General features: G+C 62.1%; 15 protein-coding genes. 9 read left to right on the top strand and 6 right to left on the bottom strand.

What is annotated here, in order from left to right; translation table 11 throughout:
• Positions 1 to 167: 167 nt before the first annotated feature.
• Positions 168 to 830, bottom strand: a complete 663-nt coding sequence (locus ACVWYF_RS01125; RefSeq protein WP_457065077.1) for a protein-L-isoaspartate(D-aspartate) O-methyltransferase — start codon at positions 828 to 830, stop codon at positions 168 to 170.
• A gap of 159 nt (positions 831 to 989) precedes the next feature.
• On the opposite strand from ACVWYF_RS01125, the gene ACVWYF_RS01120 reads away from it, so the two are divergent.
• From ACVWYF_RS01120 to ACVWYF_RS01090, 7 genes are all read left to right on the top strand, one after another.
• Positions 990 to 2,411: a sugar transferase gene (locus tag ACVWYF_RS01120; RefSeq protein WP_457063763.1), complete on the top strand. Its 1,422-nt coding sequence runs from the start codon at positions 990 to 992 to the stop codon at positions 2,409 to 2,411.
• Between the two features lie 106 nt (positions 2,412 to 2,517).
• A complete protein-coding gene (locus ACVWYF_RS01115; RefSeq protein WP_457063761.1) occupies positions 2,518 to 4,164 on the top strand; it encodes a S8 family serine peptidase in 1,647 nt (548 codons plus the stop codon).
• Between the two features lie 120 nt (positions 4,165 to 4,284).
• Positions 4,285 to 5,445 (top strand): tRNA 2-thiouridine(34) synthase MnmA, encoded by a 1,161-nt coding sequence (mnmA, locus tag ACVWYF_RS01110; RefSeq protein WP_457063759.1) that lies wholly within the window; start codon positions 4,285 to 4,287, stop codon positions 5,443 to 5,445.
• A 56-nt stretch (positions 5,446 to 5,501) separates the two neighbouring features.
• Complete coding sequence (locus tag ACVWYF_RS01105; protein ID WP_457063757.1) at positions 5,502 to 6,284, top strand: hypothetical protein; 783 nt, start codon at positions 5,502 to 5,504, stop codon at positions 6,282 to 6,284.
• Positions 6,285 to 6,329: 45 nt separating this feature from the next.
• Positions 6,330 to 8,027 carry a S8 family serine peptidase gene (locus ACVWYF_RS01100; protein ID WP_457063755.1) on the top strand — a complete coding sequence of 566 codons (1,698 nt, stop codon included), beginning with the start codon at positions 6,330 to 6,332 and terminating at the stop codon, positions 8,025 to 8,027.
• A 144-nt stretch (positions 8,028 to 8,171) separates the two neighbouring features.
• Positions 8,172 to 8,495 (top strand): hypothetical protein, encoded by a 324-nt coding sequence (locus ACVWYF_RS01095; protein ID WP_216688795.1) that lies wholly within the window; start codon positions 8,172 to 8,174, stop codon positions 8,493 to 8,495.
• Between the two features lie 144 nt (positions 8,496 to 8,639).
• On the top strand, positions 8,640 to 9,230 hold the full coding sequence (locus ACVWYF_RS01090) for a riboflavin synthase (RefSeq protein ID WP_457063753.1): 591 nt from the start codon (positions 8,640 to 8,642) through the stop codon (positions 9,228 to 9,230).
• Between the two features lie 289 nt (positions 9,231 to 9,519).
• On the opposite strand, the gene ACVWYF_RS01085 is transcribed toward ACVWYF_RS01090, so the two are convergent.
• The 3 genes from ACVWYF_RS01085 to hemF are packed head-to-tail and all read right to left on the bottom strand — an operon-like array spanning position 9,520 to position 11,636.
• The gene (locus ACVWYF_RS01085; RefSeq protein WP_457063751.1) at positions 9,520 to 10,134 is read right to left on the bottom strand and encodes a flavodoxin family protein; all 615 of its coding nucleotides are present in this window, start codon (positions 10,132 to 10,134) and stop codon (positions 9,520 to 9,522) included.
• A 13-nt stretch (positions 10,135 to 10,147) separates the two neighbouring features.
• Positions 10,148 to 10,726 carry a phosphatase PAP2 family protein gene (locus tag ACVWYF_RS01080; RefSeq protein ID WP_457063749.1) on the bottom strand — a complete coding sequence of 193 codons (579 nt, stop codon included), beginning with the start codon at positions 10,724 to 10,726 and terminating at the stop codon, positions 10,148 to 10,150.
• Positions 10,719 to 11,636: an oxygen-dependent coproporphyrinogen oxidase gene (gene hemF, locus ACVWYF_RS01075; RefSeq protein WP_457063747.1), complete on the bottom strand. Its 918-nt coding sequence runs from the start codon at positions 11,634 to 11,636 to the stop codon at positions 10,719 to 10,721. Before hemF ends, ACVWYF_RS01080 begins: the two co-directional genes overlap by 8 nt.
• Positions 11,637 to 11,799: 163 nt before the next feature.
• Here hemF and ACVWYF_RS01070 point away from each other — a divergent pair, with 163 nt between their 5' ends.
• Complete coding sequence (locus ACVWYF_RS01070; protein ID WP_457063745.1) at positions 11,800 to 13,992, top strand: alpha-ketoacid dehydrogenase subunit alpha/beta; 2,193 nt, start codon at positions 11,800 to 11,802, stop codon at positions 13,990 to 13,992.
• Between the two features lie 96 nt (positions 13,993 to 14,088).
• Here the strand turns inward: ACVWYF_RS01070 and tamL are convergent, their stop codons facing one another.
• Positions 14,089 to 16,737 (bottom strand): translocation and assembly module lipoprotein TamL, encoded by a 2,649-nt coding sequence (gene tamL, locus ACVWYF_RS01065; RefSeq protein WP_457063742.1) that lies wholly within the window; start codon positions 16,735 to 16,737, stop codon positions 14,089 to 14,091.
• Positions 16,738 to 16,751: 14 nt separating this feature from the next.
• Between tamL and ACVWYF_RS01060 the strand changes: the two genes are divergently transcribed.
• Positions 16,752 to 17,510, top strand: a complete 759-nt coding sequence (locus tag ACVWYF_RS01060) for a TrmH family RNA methyltransferase (protein WP_457063739.1) — start codon at positions 16,752 to 16,754, stop codon at positions 17,508 to 17,510.
• A 160-nt stretch (positions 17,511 to 17,670) separates the two neighbouring features.
• Here the strand turns inward: ACVWYF_RS01060 and ACVWYF_RS01055 are convergent, their stop codons facing one another.
• The gene (locus ACVWYF_RS01055; RefSeq protein WP_457063736.1) at positions 17,671 to 18,831 is read right to left on the bottom strand and encodes a hypothetical protein; all 1,161 of its coding nucleotides are present in this window, start codon (positions 18,829 to 18,831) and stop codon (positions 17,671 to 17,673) included.
• Positions 18,832 to 18,854: the final 23 nt, after the last annotated feature.

Below are 18,854 nucleotides of genomic sequence, written 5' to 3'. Positions count from 1 at the left end.
GGGCGCAATATTTTCAGCAGCAGCAGGAAGGCGGGTGGAAAAAGCGGGGGAGAAAAGGGGCAGGAAAAAAAGAAACCCGGCGGGCCTTGCAGCTGGGGGAATTCAAGGAGCCGGGGAATCGCAGGCGAATTACACCTGAGACAATGGGAAAAGAATGAATCAGAATTCTACGAGCGCCAGCCCCCGGCCCCGAGCAGCGGCACAAACCGGAAGTCCTCAAATTCTTCGCGCACAAAGGCTTCGGCCCCTTCGCGGGTCACGCGCACCATGCGCTGGGTCTGGCTGTCGCCCACGGGAATCACGAGGCGGCCACCCACGCGCAGCTGGCGCAGCAGGGCCGGGGGCAGCCCCGGCGCGCCGGCCGTGACGAGGATGGCATCGAACGGGGCCTGGTCGGGCAGTCCCACCGAGCCATCGCCGCAGTGCAGCCCGGCCCCGCCGGCTCCCAGCGCGGCCAGCAGTTGCCGGGTGCGGGCAAACAGCACCTCGTTAAACTCAATGCTGTGAACGTGGGGCGTGAGCTGGAGCAGCACGGCGCACTGGTAGCCCGAGCCGGTGCCCACTTCCAGCACCCGGTCGGTGGGCTGCAGGTTGAGCAGCTGGGTCTGGTAGGCCACGGTGTAGGGCTGCGAAATGGTCTGGCCCTCGCCGATGGGAAAGGCCTTGTCCTGGTAAGCATGGGCCTCGAAGGCGGGCGCAAAAAAGAGATGGCGCGGCACGGTGGCCAGGGCCTGCAACACCCGCTCGTCGTGAATGCCGCGCAGCCGCAACTCGCGGGCCAGCGCCCGGCGCTGCCCCTGGTGGCGATAGGAATCCTGAAGCGGTGAGATGATAATACGCGGAATTAAGTGAATAAAAGCCGGGCGGTTGACCCCGGGGGTGCAGTGGCCGGCCCGAAAAGAAGCCGCCGGACAACTACCGGCTGTCCCTACCTTTGCCGGGAGCGGTACGTCTCCACAGGCCGCGAAAATACTACCCCGCCCACCGTTTTGCAGTTAATTCGTCGCTTTCAATATATCAAGCTAGTGGCCGCCGATTTCGGCGCGGCGCTGGTTGCCTGGATGTGTTTCTACCTCGTGCGCAAATATTTGCTCAACGAGCTCACCGGCTATCACTTCACCGAAGGCGTGCTGTTCGACCTCACCGGGTCGGCTGTATTCATCGCCGTATTCTGGACCGTGCTCTACGCACTGGTTGGCGAGTACCGCGACATCTACCGCAAGTCGCGCCTCGGCGAAATTCTTCGGCTGGCGCGCGTGGCCATGCTGGGCGCGGTGGTCATCTTCTTCACGCTGCTGCTCGATGACCAGGGTGTGGTGAACTACCGGGCTTATTATAAGACGTTTACCGCGTATTACCTGCTGCATTTCTTCATCACGGCCGTGCTGCGCACCATCGCCGTGAGCAGCGTGCAGCGCCAGATTCGCACGCAGAAAATTTTCTTCCCCACGCTATTGGTGGGCTCCAATGCGCTGGCCTTGAACACGTTTCATGAGCTCTCGCGCACCAGCCGGCACCTGGGCCTGCGGCTGGTGGGCTTCGCGCCGGTGGGCGATACCATCGACCCGGCCCTTGCCGCCGAGCTGCCCGCGCGCGGCTCTTACCAGCGCCTGCCGGCCCTGGTGCGGGCCCTCAAAATTGAGCAGGTGGTCATCGCCATCGAGCCCAGCGAGCACCTGCTGATTCAGGATATTCTGGCGCTGCTCGAAGGCTCGCCGGCCCGCATCAGCATTCTGCCCGACCTCTACCAGATGCTGCTGGGGTCGGTGAAAGTCAACCACTTATTCGGGACGCCGCTCATCGAAATCAAGCAGGACCTGATGCCCGTGTGGCAGGTAATGCTCAAGCGGATTATCGACGTGGTGGGCTCGGCGCTGTTCCTGGTGCTGGCCAGCTGGGTCTACGCCTTCACGGCCGTGATGGTGAAATTGTCGTCGCCCGGTCCGGTGTTTTACCGGCAGGAGCGCATCGGGCGCGACGGCCACCCGTTCCGCATCATCAAGTTCCGGTCGATGTTCAGCGATGCTGAGAAAATGGGGCCGGCCCTGAGCTCCGACCACGACCCGCGCATCACCAAGTGGGGCCGCTTCATGCGCAAGGTGCGCCTCGATGAGCTGCCCCAGTTCTGGAATGTGATAAAGGGCGATATGAGCATCGTGGGTCCGCGCCCGGAGCGGCAGTTTTTCATCGACCAGATTGTGAAAATTGCGCCCCACTACCGCCACCTGCACCGCGTGCGGCCGGGCCTCACCTCGCTGGGCCAGGTAAAATATGGCTACGCCGAAACCGTGGCCCAAATGGTGGAACGGCTCAAATTCGATATTCTCTACATCGAAAACATGAGCCTGGCAATGGATTTTCGGGTGTTGCTCTACACGCTCAAAATTATTGTGGAAGGGCGGGGAAAGTAAGCAGCTACGCTTGATGAAGAGCTGAGAAATATGCAGCGGCAGGCCGCAAATTGTGGTTATCTTCCGGACTGAAAAACCTTCCAACTCCACGTTTTTCAGCCGCCTCATGATGAAAAAGCTACTGTTGTTGCCCTTGCTGGCAGCCACACTGGGTGCCAGTGCCCAGAACGCCGGCACGGCTCAGCCCGCCGCCCAAACCCGGTTGCTTGTGCGCTTGCAGGACAATCTCCGCAACGAGCTGTTGTCGGAAAATAAATCCGGTGCGGCCCGTCCGGCCGCGAAGCTTTTTGACCAAGTCAACCGCCGCTACCAAGTCGCGCAGGTGCAGGCCCTCAACCCGGGAAAAAATGCGGCCTTGGCGCCGGCCATGTACCTCATCGTCCTGCCCGCGGGCACCAATGCCCGGCAGGCCATCCGCGACTATGAGCAAACCGGGCTCTTTCGCTATGTGGAACTTGATGCCCAGGGCCAAGGCGCTGGGGTACAAGGAGTGGAGCCCAATGATACCTATTACGGCTGGCAGTGGTATCTAAAGAATAATGGCTTGTTCTCGCTGTCTCCCGCCCGTTATGGGGCGGATATCAGGATGGAAGCCGCTTGGGGAATTACCCGCGGCGACTCGTCGGTAACAGTGGCTATAGTTGACAGTGGATGTAAGCTCGACCATCCGGAGTTTGCCGGCCGCATCTGGCGCAACCGCCATGAAATAGCCGGTAATAGCATCGACGACGACAAAAATGGTTTTGTGGATGATGTGAAAGGGTGGAATTTCGTTTCAAACACCAATAATCCGACCGATGACTATGGCCATGGTACCAATATTGCAAGTATTATTGGGGCCACTGGCAACAATAATGTTGGCTACGCTGGTATGAATTGGGGCTGTAAGCTGATGGTTTGTAAAGGGCTGGACGCCCAGAATAATGGCTTTTACTCCTGGTGGACCAGCGGCATTTACTACGCCGTCGACAACGGCGCGCGGGTTATCAATATGTCGCTGGCCGGCACCAGCACCTCGCAGTCAATGCAGGATGCCATCACCTACGCCAACCAGCACGGCGTGGTGGTAGTGGTCAGCATGGGGAACAACAACAGCGTGGTGAACTACCCCGCCGGGTTGACGGGAGTTATCAGCGTAGGGGCAACAAACCCCGATGATAGCCGCGCTAATCCATTTTCGTGGTCGGCTACCAGCGGTAGCAGCTATGGCGGGCACATTTCGGTGGTAGCGCCCGGCAACTACATCTTCGGGCTCGATTATCAGTCCAATATCAATTATAACATCTTTTGGAGCGGCACTTCGCAAGCTACACCGCAGGTAGTAGGGCTGGCTTCGCTGCTGCTCACGCTTCGGCCTCTACTCACGCCCGATCAGGTAAAAGCCATTATTCAGAGCACCGCTGATGACCAGGTAGGACCGCCCACGGAAGATGCAGCTGGTTGGGACCAGTATTTTGGGTACGGACGCATTAATGCATTGCGGGCACTTGCCAGCGTCCTGACTCCCAGCCAAGCAAGCAAAAAATTTGGTTTTGAGTTGTTTCCCAATCCGGCGCGGCGCGATTTCACCCTTCAGCTCACCGATGAACGTCTGCTTCATAGCCAGGTCCAAATTTTTAATAGCCTGGGGCAGCTGGTGAGCCAGCAGCAACTCACCGCCCTCACCCAGCAGGTGCCTGTTCCGGTAGCGGCCGGTACGTATTGGGTCGCCATCATGGGCACTACCGGCGGGCAGCGCCTGGTAGTAGAATAAGGCGAACGCAGCGCCCGTTGCCGGCGGTAGCGTGCAGGTCCGTGCGCGAGCTTGCGCGCTATTGTACCTTTGTAGTTGCCAGCCGGAACCATTCAAGCTCCGGGTGAATTGCAACCCACTATGAATACCGAAGTAAAAGGAAGAGTCCTCGTCGCGATGAGCGGCGGAATTGATAGCAGCGTAGCCGCCGTGCTGCTGCACGAGCAAGGCTACGAAGTGGTTGGGATGACCATGAAAACCTGGGACTACGCCAGTGCCGGCGGCTCCAAAAAGGAAACCGGCTGCTGCTCCCTCGACAGCATCAACGATGCCCGCGACATTGCCGTGCAGCTCGGCTTTCCGCACTACATCATTGATATCCGCGACGAATTTGGTGATTTCGTGATTGATAATTTCACCGAAGAATACCTCGCTGGCCGCACGCCCAACCCCTGCGTGCTCTGCAACACCCACATCAAGTGGGATGCCCTGCTGCGCCGTGCCGACCAGCTCGGCTGCGAGTTCATTGCCACCGGCCACTACGCCAACATCCGCAAGGAGGCCGAAACCGGCCGCTTCGTGGTGAGCAAAGGCCTCGACGAAAACAAGGACCAAAGCTATGCCCTCTGGGGCGTGAGCCAGGCGAGCCTGAGCCGCACGCTGTTCCCGCTGGGCGGCATGCGCAAAACCGAAATATATGACGAAGCCCGCCGGCGCGGCTTCACCGAGCTGGTGAACAAGCCGGAGAGCTACGAAATCTGCTTCATCCCCGACAACGACTACCGGGGCTTCCTGCGCCGCCGCGTGCCGGGCCTGGAGGCGCGGGTGGCCGGCGGCAACTTCGTGACCAAGAATGGTCGCGTCATCGGCAAGCACGAGGGCTACCCGTTCTACACCATCGGGCAGCGTAAAGGGCTGGGCGTGGCGCTGGGCTACCCCGCATTCGTGCTCGAAATCCGCCCGGATACCAATGAAGTGGTGCTGGGCAACTACGAGGAGCTGGCCAGCACGGCTACCGTGGTGGGCAAGCTCAACATGGGCAAAGAAGCCAGCCTGGCCGGCCGGGGCCTGGTGCCGGCCGTGGTGAAAGTGCGCTACAACCACGACGGCGCGGCGGCTTTCCTGGAAGAAGTGGACGGCAAAATCCGCGTGTATTTCGAGGAGCCCGTACACGCCATCACGCCCGGCCAGGCCGCCGTGTTCTACGACGGCCACGACGTGCTGGGCGGTGGCTGGATTGAGCGCCACGTAATCGGCGAATTTCCCTTACCTTTTGTCGCTATGGCCCCGGCCAGCCTCTAATCCTTTCCTTTTTCCGTCGCTCGCTACTCATGCAACGAATACGTTTTTCCTGGAATTTGCCGACGACTACCCGCCGGCTTGGCCTGGCGCTGGCAGCGGGCGCGGCAATCGGTTTTGCCGGTTGCAAAGAAAATACGGTGGAAGTTCTGCCCGATGCGGGCCTAGGCTACTACCCGGTGGCTGTGGGCAACTACTGGATTTATGCCGTGGCCGACACCGCCTGGAGCACGGCCAGCAACCAAGGCTCTCAGGTGACGGCCAGCGTGCCCACAGTCAGCGCGTTTCAGTTCAGGGAAACCATTGCCAGTTCCTTCACCGATGCAGCCGGCAAAACCGCCTTTCGCCTGGTACGCGCCAAGCGCCTGACGCCCACCGACCCCTGGGTCGACGACAGCGTATTCACCCTGAGCCCCACGGCGCAGTCGGTCATTCTCAACCGCAACAACTTGCGCACGCTGGAGCTGATTTTTCCGGTGCGCGAAGGCCGCCTGTGGAATTTCAACGCCTATAACAACAACTCCGAAGACACGGTAACGGCCGAAACCCGCCGCTACCGCCGCACTGGGGAGCCATTCAGCACTACCGCCGCCGGCACCACGAAAGCCTACCCGGCCACCGCAACCACCACCAACGAAGGCACGGCGCAGGCCGATGACGCCTACTACGTGAACACCTACCAGCAGGTATTTGCAAAGGGCGTGGGACCGGTTTTCCGGCGGAAACGGCGCTTCTCCAACTTTTACTACGTAGGTAGCGGGGGCAATGTCATATTTGTGCCCAGGTCGTATACGTTCGGCTATTCGCGCCGCGAAACGCTGATTGAATCCAAAATCAATTAAGCTGCCCGCCGCTGATTTTATTTCCCTCGCTGCTCATCGCAACTTATGGTGCCTACTTCATTTAAATGGGTGAGCCTGGCCCTGGTGGCCGGCGCGCTGAATGTGCTGGCCGTGGCTCCGGCTTCGGCGCAAGGCACTGTGCGCAGGCATCTGGTGTACTTTCGGGATAAGGCCGGTACGCCGTTTTCGGTAGCGCAGCCGCAGGCGTTTCTGTCAGCCCGGGCGCTGGCCCGGCGCACCCGGCAGGGCATCGCCGTGCTGCCGCGCGACCTGCCCGTGAGCCCCGCCTACGTAGCCCAGATTCGGGCCGTGAGCGGTGGGCCGCAGGTGCTTTACACGTCGCGCTGGTTCAACGCGGCCGTGGTTTCCTGCGATTCCCTCACATTGGGCCGCATCATGGCCCTGCCCCAGGTGAGCCGCGCCAGCACCCTCAACCGCGCTTCCCGCGTGCCGGGGCCCTTCACCCTGCCCACGCAACTGCCCGAGCCCGCCGCCCGCAACACGGCAGCCACCCGCGCCCAATACGGCCCGGCCTACCGCCAGAACCAGCAGATTGGGGCCTTGGCCATGCACGATGCAGGTTTCCGAGGCGATGGCATGCAGATAGCCGTGTTCGACGCTGGCTTCCCCGGGGCCGACCAGATTTCGGCCCTGCAACCCTTATTCCTGGAGCAGCGCCTGGCCAGCACCCGCAACTTCGTGGATGGCGGCAATAGCGTGTATGGCCGCAGCGACCACGGTACCAACTGCCTCTCCACGATGGCGGCCAACCAGCCGGGATTCTTCATCGGCACCGCGCCCAAAGCCACGTTCCACCTGTGCATCACGGAGGACGTGTATTCTGAGCATCCCATCGAAGAAGCCAACTGGCTGGCCGCCGCCGAATACGCCGACTCGGTGGGCGTGGACGTTATCAGCTCCTCGCTGGGCTACACCGATTTTGATGCGCCTTCCGTGTCCTACACCTACGCAGATATGACCGGCCGCAACGCCATCAGCTCGCGGGCCGCCACCATGGCCGCCCGCGTGGGCATGCTGGTAGTGAGCGCCGCCGGTAATGAGGGCAACCACGCCTGGCGCTACATTTCGGCCCCCGCCGATGCCGATTCCATCATGACCGTCGGGGCGGTGGATTCGCTGGGGAACCATGCGTTTTTCAGTTCCTACGGCCCCACGGCCGATGGGCGCATTAAGCCTACGCTCTCGGCTATGGGGCTGGCCACGGCGGTACTCTCGCCCAACGGCGGCGCTTTTCGGGGCAACGGCACCTCGTTTGCCTGTCCCGTGCTGGCAGGCATGGCGGCCGGCTTCTGGCAGGCCAACCCCACGCTCACGGCCCAGCAGGTGATTGTGGCCCTGCGCAGCACCGCCACGCAGGCCGCTACCCCCGACAACACGCTGGGCTACGGCATTCCGAACTTCGTGACGGCCTACAACGCCCTGCATCCCAGCGCCCCACTGGACACCGTTTCCCCGGCGGCCAATGCCGCTGGTGCCCTGGGGGTGTACCCAAACCCAATCGGCAACGGCCTGCTTACCCTGGTGCTACCGGCCGCGCTACGCGGCCAGCCGCTGCGGGTACGCGTGCTCGATGCCCGGGGGGCGGTGGTGGTGCAGCGGCAGCTGCTGGCTACCAATGACGGTGAAACTCCGCTCCGCCTCGGGCCGTTGGCCAAAGGCAGCTACATCTGCGAAGTAAGCGCGGGCAGCACCCGGCGTACGGTGAAATTCGTGCAGCAATAAGTAGTTCTTCAGGAACTAAAAAAAGGTGCTTCGTGGCACCTTTTTTTGTGTGGTTTTATCGGGTTATTGGCTTGTTTTTGAGGGTGATAATTCGTAATTTTAAAGCATCAATTAACCCTCTTTTAGTGCAGTATAATGTTGCAAATGATGACGACCAAGCGCATCGGGCGCCGCCAGTTTCACTTCACCGTGCAAGGCAATAACTTTCACGAAACGGTGGCCGAATACGAGCGTTTGAGCTTTGCCGATGTGGCGGCCTGTGGCATCTGCGGGTCCGACAACCTGGACCTGACCAGCCGCGTGGCCCAGGGCAAATTCAAGTACACGTCAGTGCGCTGCCTGGAGTGCCGGGCCGACGTGACTTTCGGCAAGCGGGAAGACGACGACCAGACCGTATTCCTGCGCAAAAAAACCGGCGGCCTGCCCGGCGAGCTCGACTGGCGGCCCTTTGAGAAGGGCGACAAATAACCGCCGCGCAACCTTCGCGGTTACTACTCCGGCAACGGCACTCTGGCAGCAGGGTGCCGTTCTTTGTATTCAGGCGGCGGCACAACTGATAGTTGGCCTGCTGCCTTCCGTGAAATACGATTAATCCGACACCCCCTCCGATTTATGTTTACTGGAATTATTGAAGCCCTGGGCACCATCTTAGCCGTTGAGGACCAAGGTAGTAACCGCCACTTTACCGTGGCTTCGCCCTTCGCGGCCGAGCTGAAAATTGACCAAAGCGTGGCCCACGACGGCGTGTGCCTCACCGTGGTGGCTGTGGACGCGGCGGCCGGTACGCACGTGGTCACGGCCATTGACGAAACCATGCGCGTGACCAACCTGAGCCAGTGGCAGCCCGGCCGCCACGTCAACCTGGAGCGCTGCCTGGCCGCCAACGGCCGCTTCGACGGCCACATCGTGCAGGGCCACGTCGATGCCACGGCCACCTGCCTGAGCGTGACCGACCAGGACGGCTCTTGGCTGTTCCGGTTTGGGCACGAGCCTGGCCCCGGCCGCCTCACCGTCGAAAAAGGCTCCATCTGCGTGAATGGCACCAGCCTCACCTGTTTCGAGAGCACCGACGACGGCTTCACCGTGGCCATTATTCCCTACACCTACGAGCACACCAGCTTTCAACAGCTCCAAGCGGGCGAAACGGTGAATCTGGAGTTTGACATCGTGGGCAAATACGTAGCGAAGCTGCTGGGGAAATAAGGCTGGCAACCTGTTTGGCAGGAGTGCGTAGGAAGTGGCTACTTCCACGTAACCTTTTCGCCATCATGTCGAAACGTGCATTAATTGAGCCCAACCCGAACGATAAGCGCTACATCCGCCGGAACGAAGACGGAGAGATAGCGGAGTCGGTTGATTTGAACCGGTCGCTTTCGCAGGATGACCAGCACAATTCCAAAAAGACCAGCAAGCCCGGGCAGGGCGACCAAGGCGACGGCCACCCCGCAACCGCGAACCCGCCAAGTAACCGCATCTTCCAAAGCCCCGTTGTTTATTCAGCGGGGCTTTTTTGCAAGTCAGTCGGTAGCGGGCCGGCCGCTGGCACCAATTCTTCTGAGGCGGCGAAAAAAGATTTGGCCCGGTCCAGCGCCGCGCTATCAAGCTGAATGTCGTTGGGCCGCGAGCCCGTGCCGAAAAGCAGGCCGCCCCAGCGCATTTGCAGGTACTTAGCCGTCATAGTCAGGGAATCTTCAAGGGGTTGGGCTTCGGCGCGGATGCCGCTGCTAACGGTGATGGCCCACAGGGATTTACCCTGCATCTGCTCGCGGAAATTCAGGCCCGGCGTGCGCAGCCAGGCGCTCCAATGGTCGAGGTAAAGCTTGGCGGAGGCGGGCAGGCTGTACCAGTAAAGCGGGGCTACCAGCACCAGGTCGGTGGCATGGAGCGTGGCTTCGAGCAGCAGCCGGGCGTTGCCGGCGGGGGGCTGAAAGGAGCCGCTGTGCCGCAGGTCGATAAAATCAGCCAATGGGCAATCGAGCAGGTGCAACCATTGCTGCTCAGTATCCGTGGGCAGCGGGTGGGCAGCGCAGTAGGCCAGCTGTTCGCTGTTGCCCAGGCGGCGGGTGCTGCACATCAGGAAAAGAAAGCGGCGGTTTAATTGGCTCATAAGTAGAAATAAGCTACGCCTGGATGGGCCACCAGCGCGGAGCCCAGCGCTGATATATCACCGCTGCCAGCCAGCCCATAAGGCCCCCGACAGCAGCCCCGCCCAGTACGTCGGTGGGGTAGTGGGCGCCAAGATACACGCGGCTGTAGGATAACAAAACAAACCAGGCAAATACCCCGATTTTTAGCCCGCGAAAACGCCCAGCAGGCAGCACCACGGCCAGAAAAACCGCCAGCGCCATGGAATTGGCGGCGTGTGAGGACAGGAAGCCAAACTGCCCGCCGCAACCATCCGGTAAGCGCAGGAGATGCTCCAGCGACGCATCGTGGCAGGGGCGGGGCCGCCCGAAAAACGGCTTGAACAGCCGGCTGGTGATGCTGTCGGCCAGGCCCACGGCGGCGATAACCAGTGGCAGCAGCAGGGCCGCCCGCCAGCGAAAATGGTATATCAGCCAACCAATCAGAATGGCGTAGACCGGAAACCAAACCAAGCGGTTGGAGGCAAAAACCATCACCGCATCCAGCAAGGGGCTGTGGGCATGGTTGACGGTCAGCAGTAGCTGCCGGTCAAGCTGTTGAATGACTTCAAGCATCGGCCAGCCAGTCTACGCCCTTGCGGAGCCAAGCCAGGGTGGTGGCCTCCGCGGTGCCGGGGGCGGGCGGGGCGGGGTTGTAGGCCCAGCCGGTGCGCGGGGGCAGGCTCATGAGGATGGACTCGGTGCGGCCGCCGGTTTCGAGGCCGAAGCGCGTGCCCCGGTCGAAGGCCAGGTTGAACTCGGCGTAGCGGGCGCGGCGCTGGCTTTGCCAGGCTTCCTCGCGCTCGGTGAAGGGCAGGGCGTGGTTTTCGGCCATGAGCTGGGTGTAGAACGGGCCAAACAGCTCGGCCACGTCGCGCATGAAGGCGAATAATTCCTCGGCGGTGCCGTCCGAGCCCACGGTCAGTCTATCGTAGAAAATGCCGCCCACGCCGCGCGTTTCCTGGCGGTGCGGGAGGTAGAAATAGTCGTCGGCCCAACGCGTGAACTTAGGGTAGTAGGCCGGATTGTGGCGGTCGCACACGGCTTGCAGCTGCGCGTGGAAGCGGCGGGCCTGGGACTCGTCCACGTAAATCGGCGTTAAATCGATGCCGCCGCCGAACCAGGCCTCGCCGTTGCCGGCCTCAAAATACCGCACATTCATGTGGATGATGGGGATGCGCGGGCTGCGCGGGTGCAGCACCACGCTCACGCCGGTGGCGTAGAAATGCGGGTCGGGCATGTGCAGCTGCCGGGCGGCGGCCTCGCTCATCTCGCCCCAAACCGCCGAAAAACCAACGCCCCCTTTTTCGAGGATGGCGCCGTGCTCCAGTACTTTGGAGCGGCCGCCGCCGCCGCCCTCGCGCTCCCAGGCATCGGTGAGGAAGGTGGCGGAGCCGCCATCGGCGGTGGCAAGCTGCTGGCAGAGGCGCAGCTGGAAATCAGCCAGCCAGGCTTCAATTTCGGGGCGAATGGTGGGGGAGGGCATGCAGGGGGAAGGCAGTTGACAGTTAAGAGGTAAGGGTTAAGAGTTAAAAGTGGGTAGTTCGTAATCGATAACTCATCACTTTTAACTCTTAACCCTTAATTGCGCAAAGATACGGACGAGGGCGCGGGGTGTACTTTTGCAGTCTCACCCCGCCCTGCTCCCGATGTCCGATTTCGCTGCTCCCGCCGCTTCCGATACTACTGACTTTGCCAACCCCCGCGTAGCCGCCGCAGCGGCCGCTGCCGCCGAAGCCTTCACCACGCCCGCCACCGCCACGTCCGCGCCCGATGTCAGCCTGCTGCGCCGCACCTACCGCCTGATGCACACGGCCGCCGAAATGGCCACGCTCTACGAAGAAGAAAAGGCCACGGCCTCGCGCTACGTACACGCTACCGCCCGCGGCCACGAAGCCGTGCAGCTGGCCGCCGCCTTCCTGCTCACCGGCAATGACTACGCCGCGCCCTATTACCGCGACGACGCCCTGCTGCTGGGCCTGGGCCTGCGTCCGTACGAGCTCATGCTTCAGCTGCTGGCCAAGGCCGACGACCCGTTCAGCGGGGGGCGCACGTACTATTCGCACCCCTCGTTGCGGCGGGCGGGCGTCCCGGTTATTCCGCACCAAAGCTCGGCCACGGGCATGCAGGCCATCCCAGCCACGGGCATGGCCCACGCCATCAGCTACTTTGAAAAGCAGGGACTGGCAATTGAGTCGTTGAATAAATCGGCGGGCTGGCTGGCTCAGAAACCGTTGGTGCTCTGCTCCATCGGCGACGGGGCCATGACGGAGGGCGAGGTGGCCGAGGCGCTGCAAATGGCCATTCTGCACCAACTGCCCATCGTGTATCTGGTGCAGGATAATGATTGGGGCATCTCGGCCACCGGTCGCGAGATGCGCGCCATGAATGCCTACGAGTTTGCGGCCGGCTTCCCCGGCCTGCGCCGGATGCAGGTGGACGGGGCCGATTTCGAGTCGTCGCACACCGGGCTGGCCGAGGCGTTTGCTCACGTACGCGCCCGGCGCGGGCCGGTGCTGGTGCATGCCAAATGCCCACTGCTGGGCCACCACACCAGTGGCGTGCGCCGCGAGTGGTACCGCAATGATTTGAGCATCCATCAGGAGCAGGACCCGCTGCCGCGCCTGCACCAGCGCCTGCTGGCCCTGGGCGTGGCCGAAGCCGCCCTGGCCGCCCTGCAAGCCGAAGCCCGCGCCACCGTGCGCGCCGACTGGGCCGAGGCCCTGGCCGCGCCCAACCCCGACCCGGCCACCTTCGCCGACCACGAGTTTGCCCCGCCCGCCGTGACGGAAGAAGCCGGCGAACGCAGCCCCGCCGGGGCCGAAAAAGCCCTGATGGTGGATGCCGCCCTGCACGCGGTGGACGACATCCTCCAGGAATTTCCTGAAGCCTTATTCTACGGGCAGGACGTGGGCGGTGAGCTGGGGGGAGTGTTCCGCGAGGCGGCGCTACTGGCCAAAAAGTATGGCGATGCGCGGGTGTTCAACACGCCCATTCAGGAGGCTTATATTGTGGGCAGCACGGCGGGCATGGCGGCCGTGGGGGCGCGGCCCATCGTCGAAATTCAGTTTGCCGATTACATCTGGCCGGCCCTGAACCAGCTGGTGGAAGAGCTCAGCAAATCCTGCTACCTCACCATGGGCAAGTTCCCGATTCCGGCCCTCATCCGGGTGCCCATTGGGGCGTATGGCGGGGGCGGGCCGTACCATTCGGGATCCATCGAAAGCACGCTGCTCACCATTCGGGGCATCAAAGTGGTGTACCCCAGCAACGCGGCCGACATGAAGGGCCTCATGCGCGCCGCCTTCCTCGACCCTAACCCGGTCATCATGTTGGAGCACAAGGGCCTGTACTGGAGCAAGGTGCCCGGCACCGAAGAGGCCAAAACCGTGGAGCCGGCGGCCGGCTACGTCATCCCGCTGGGTGTGGCCGCCATCGCGCAGGCCGCCGATGCGGAGCAGCTTGCCCGGGGCAATACGGCCGTGGTCGTGACCTACGGCATGGGCGTGCATTGGGCCAAAGCCGCCAGCCGCGACTATCCCGGCCAAATCGAAATCCTCGACTTGCGCACCCTCAACCCCCTCGATTTCGACGCGGTAACGGCTGCCACCCGCCGCCACGGCAAGGTGCTCGTCCTCACCGAAGAGCCGCTGATGAACAGCTTCGCCGAAAGCCTGGCCGGTCGCATTCAGCGCCACTGCTTCACGGCGCTGGACGCGCCGGTATTCACCCTCGGCGCGGCCAATTTGCCGGCCATTGCCCTCAACGTGGAGTTGGAAAAGCAGATGCTGCCGAGTGCGGCCAAAGTGGCCGTGGCGCTGGGCGAGCTGCTGGGGTATTAACCGGCTTGGCGGGTTGGTGGAGTAGTGGACTGGTGAGTTAGCGGATTAACAAACCGCCAATTCATCAATCCACTAACCCACCACCCCGCCAAGCTACTAAAATGGATACCCGATGCCCAGGTTGAAGGAAACGGGGTTGGCACTGGTGTCGAAGTTGCGCAAGGCCCATTTATCGGCGGCAACGGGTGCGGTGGGGTCGTAGATTTTGGTGGCGATGTCGAGGCGCAGAATCAGGAACGTGAAATCGAAGCGCAGGCCAAAGCCCGAGCCCACGGCAATCTGCCGGTAGAAGGTGTTGAGCTGAAACTGCGCGCCGGGGCGAAGGTATTCGCCGGTAACAGGGTTTTTCTTTTCCTGCAAGCCCCACACGTTGCCGAAATCCGTGAAAACGGCTCCTTTGAAGAAGCCATAGATTGGGAAGCGGTACTCGGCGCTGCCTTCCAGCAGCAGCTCGCCGGGCTGCTCGGTGAGGTAGTCGCGCACCAGTTGGTTGCCGCTCGGGCGCAGGGGCGTGTAGCCGCCAGGCCCCAGGCGGCGGGGCTGCCAGGCCCGCAGGCTGGTGGAGCCGCCGGCAAAAAACGACTTGTCGTAGGGCACGATGAACTGTGGGTCGCTCTCGGGTGTGGTGGGGTCGTCGGTGCGGGTGAGGGCATGGACAGCCCCGCCGTTGAGGCGCCACACAAAATACGTTTGGGGCGTGAGGTGGTAATAGCGACGGTAATCGATGCTGATGCGGGCGAAGTCGTACACGCTCAGGCTGGTGCTTTCGTAGAGCCCCTTGCGATAGAGCCCGCGCGTGAGGCCGCCGATTTCGCCAAACAGCCGCAGGTAGTAAGCATTGCGGGTTTCGTTGAAATCGTTGGAATTATAGAGCGAAGTGAAGCTGAAGCTCGGCTCAACCTGCTTGCTAAATGAGCGGTACAGCGAGGAGCCATCCGTAAGCTGAAGCGCCTTGAGCCGGGCATTAAATGCGTCACTTGTGAAGGGGGTATTCACCAAGGTGATAACCACCGGCGAAAACACGTACTGATGAAACGGCGAGCGCTGCCAGATGTAATCCCAGGCAAACTCGAAGTTGGACCGGATGTATTCCGGGCGCTTCACGTAGGTTTCGGAGAGCGAAAATCGGGTTTTGGGGTTGTAGCGCGTCAGGAAATAATTGGTGCGGAAGGGCACCAGAAACTGCGGCAGCACCAGCGCCGCCGTGGCCCCCAGCTGCGTGGTATACACGTTATCGGTGCTGTCGTTGCCCAAACGGGTGAGCTGGCCCTCGAAGCCGGCCCGCACGCCAAATTCCAGCACCTCGGCCCCGCCGAAGGGGTTGCGGGTTTTCAGACGGTAATTCAGAAACGGACCCGGCAGGTAGGCCACGTAGGTAGCGCCCACCTCCACGGTCTGCGAGAATTTGGGCGCAGGCGAAGCATTGATGACGGCCACCAGCTCGCCGGTGCTGGGGGTGCGGCCGGTACTGTCGGCGGTGGGCGGGTCGGGCACCTTCCGGTAGTTCACGGTATTGAACCGGAACATGTCCAGGTCGGCCAGCTGGCGCTGGGTTTGCATGGTGTTGGCCAAGCTGTAGTGCTGCTCGGGGCGCACCAATACCTTGTTGGCCAGCAGGCCGGTGCTGAATTTCTGCTGGTAGGCGGCGAAGCGAATCGAGTCCGTAACCACGGTATCCATCCGCACACCGAGGCTGGGACGGGCGCGCAGCGCGCCGGCGGTGCCGGCGCGGCGCAGGGTGTCGCCGGTGGCGTTGCGCAGGGTACGGCCCACGCCGGCATCGGTAACGAAGCGCACCTGGCGCAGCGTGTACACGCGGTGGCCCTGGCCCGGGCCGGGGTTGGCAATGAAGGTGCGCAGCCGCACCGTGAATTTCTCGTAGCTCGTGTCAGCTTCGAGGGTGATGTACTGCTGGCGGAAATCGAAATAGCCCGCGTTCTTGAGGAGGGTTTCGAGGCGGGTGCGCTCCTGGCCAATCAGGTCCTCGTTGTAGCGGTCGTTTTCGTGCAGCAGCGTGGCTGGCTGGCCCCGGCGCACCACGGCGGCCACGCCCGAATCGGGAATACTGGGGGCCTGCAGGCGATAAAGAAACGGCGGGCCTTCCTTGATGTTATAAGTCACCGTGACGCGGCGGTACTGCTTGGCCGCGTCCAGCGAATCGGGCTTGCTTGGGATAATCGAGCCCACGGCTTTCAGGGCTCGCAGCACGATGCCGCGCTGGTAGCGGGCCGTGTCGGTGGCCGACACCCGCGCCCGGAAAAAGCCCTGCGACCGCAGAAACGTCGTCATCTGCTCCACCGATTTCTTGGTCAGGGCCGTGTCGTAGATAACCGGCGCTTCGCCCAGACGCATGATGGCGTTGCCTTTGTCGAGGGCCAACTGCTTGCGTTTTATCTTGCGTTCGCGCTGGTCGAGCATTTTGCCCAGCTCAGCCGAGTCGGTGCCGGCGGCCTTTATTTTGGCCGCGTAAGTCGTTTCAATCTCGCGCAGCTTGGTTTTAATGCGCGCCGAATCGTAAAAGTTGAAGCCTAGGTGGTAGATGGCCAGCTTGGGCGGCAGCTTGGTGTTGGGCTTTTGCTGGGCCAGCGCGGTGAGCCGCTCTTTGTCGGCCTGCTCGATGCCCTTGATTTCGACGCGGCTGAGCAGGCGCTGGTTGGGCCGCAGCAGGCCAAACGGCGAGCAGGCCGCCAGCCCCAGCAGCGCGAGCAGCGGCCCCAGCCGGTGCGCAGGCCGTAGTTTTGGCAAATAAGTAAAGCGTAATGGTTTCAAAAGCACTTGGCAAATACGTGCAGTCACTGCACCAGAAGAAGTACCGGCACCGCCACGGGGCGTTCCTGGTGGAGGGGGGCAAAAGCGTGTTGGAACTGCTAAGTTCCGACCTGGAAGTTGAACACGTGCTGGCCACGGCCGAATTCATCGACCAAAACCGTGCCCAGCTGCCCGCCCGGCTGCCGCTCAGCATAGCCACCGAAACCGAGCTCACCCAGTTCGGCACGCTGGCCACCAATACCACCGCCCTGGCCGTGGTGCGCCTGCCCGCCGAAACCCCGCTGCCCCTAACGCTGCCCGAAACCGGTTTGTTGCTCGCCCTCGACGAAGTGCGCGACCCCGGCAACCTCGGCACCCTGCTGCGCCTAGCCGACTGGTACGGCCTGCCCGGCGTGGTGCTCAGCCCCGGCTGCGCCGATGCCTACGCCCCCAAAACCGTGGCCGCCAGCATGGGGGCCTTCGCCCGGGTGCGCGTCTGGGAGCGCGACCTCGCGGCGTGGCTGCACACGCTGGCCCCTGCCGTGGGCATCTTCGGGGCCGATTTGGCGGGCGACAACGTGCATCGCCTCACCCTGCGCCCCGCCGGCGTGCTCGTGATGGGCAGCGAGTCGCACGGCCTCACGCCGGGCGTAGAGGCGGCCCTCACGCGCAAGCTGCACATTCTGCGCGGGGCCGGCGGCCAGGCCGAAAGCCTGAACGTGGCCATCTCGGCGGCCATTCTGCTGGATAATTTCTTTCGGAATATGTAGGGGGCTTTCGACCCCTAAAAGCAGAACGCCATGCTGAGCGCAGTCGAAGCGTCTCTACCGTGCAAGTAATCACTTACTATTGCGGTAGAGATGCTTCGATTGCGCTCAGCATGGCGTTCTATTATCAGTGGGTTTCAACCCGGCTTGGTCCGGCTGATTTCTAGAACCCAGTGAGGTTCAGGCCGAAGGAGAGGACGTGGGTGTTGGGGCCTTTGCCGTCGCGGAACATTTCGTTCATGTTGTAGCGGGTATACAGGCGAAGGGCGTGAAAGCCGATTTCGCCCTGCACCCCGTACTGCCAATCGTTGAGATTGAGGGGACCGGAGATTTTGTCGTCGTGCTTGTAGTCGCTGCCCGACAGCTTATACTCGGTTTCGATGTTGCTGGCCACGCGGTAGCCGCCAAAACCGCCCATGCCGAGCGTGAGGGTGCGACGGTCCTCCTTGTTGCGCAGCTTGAGACGCAGCATCACGGGCAAGTTGAGGGTGCCCAGGTACAGGGTCGAGCTGCTGACCTGCTTGGTGTCGGGGGCGCGCTCAAAGGAGGTGGCGGTGCTGCCCTGTACCCACTGGTTGTTGCCCTGAAGCTGGAAGTTGTTTATAGCGAACTCCGGCCCGAAGGTGAGGGCTAGCTTGGCGCGCTTGCTGTAGGCTAGCGGCTGCACAAAATCGAGGCCGAAATCAACGTTGCCCACGCCCCAGCCCCAGTAGTCGAGCCCAGGGGCGCTAGGACTAACCGCATTGGCGGTAGTGTTTACCAAGGTGTTGAGCCCGATGCCCAGCCGGAAAGAAACCGAAGAGCGGCGCTGGGCCCGGGCGTGCTTCAAGGAGTCGGCCGCCGTCTTCTTCTTTTTGTCGCTGTTATTGCTGTTGAAGTTGTACGACGTGCTGCCATCTTCGTCGGTGTGGGCTACGAGGCCGAATTTCTTGTTCAGAAACACCTGCGTTTTGGTGCTGCCTTTCTCGTTCACGCCGGGCTTGTGGGCCGTGATGCGGATTTCTTCGGGCAGGTTCTGGTTGGGCTGGTCTTTGTCGGGGTAGAAGCGCATGGTCACTTGGTCGGTGGTGCCGGTTTTGGCCGCCGCTTCGGCCTGGTTGATGTAGGTAGCCAGGCGCGAAGTGAGCGAGTCGAGGTGGTAGTTTTTCATCTCGCGCAGCTGGGCGGCGTTGCGCACGGTCAGGGTCAGGGTGGCCTTGTTGGGCAGGCGCACCACGATAGTGTCCTTAACCGTAGCGGCGGGCCGGAAGGCGGTGGCGCGGGCCACGTTCAGCCCGCCCACGGTGGTCAGCAGCAGAAAGAAGGGGAGAAAAGCGCGTTGCATGGTTTCTAACGAGAAGAGGATGA

Source organism: Hymenobacter sp. UYAg731 (assembly GCF_054061335.1).
The sequence above is the reverse complement of the archived record's forward strand: the minus strand, read 5'-3'. Positions and strand labels throughout refer to the sequence as shown.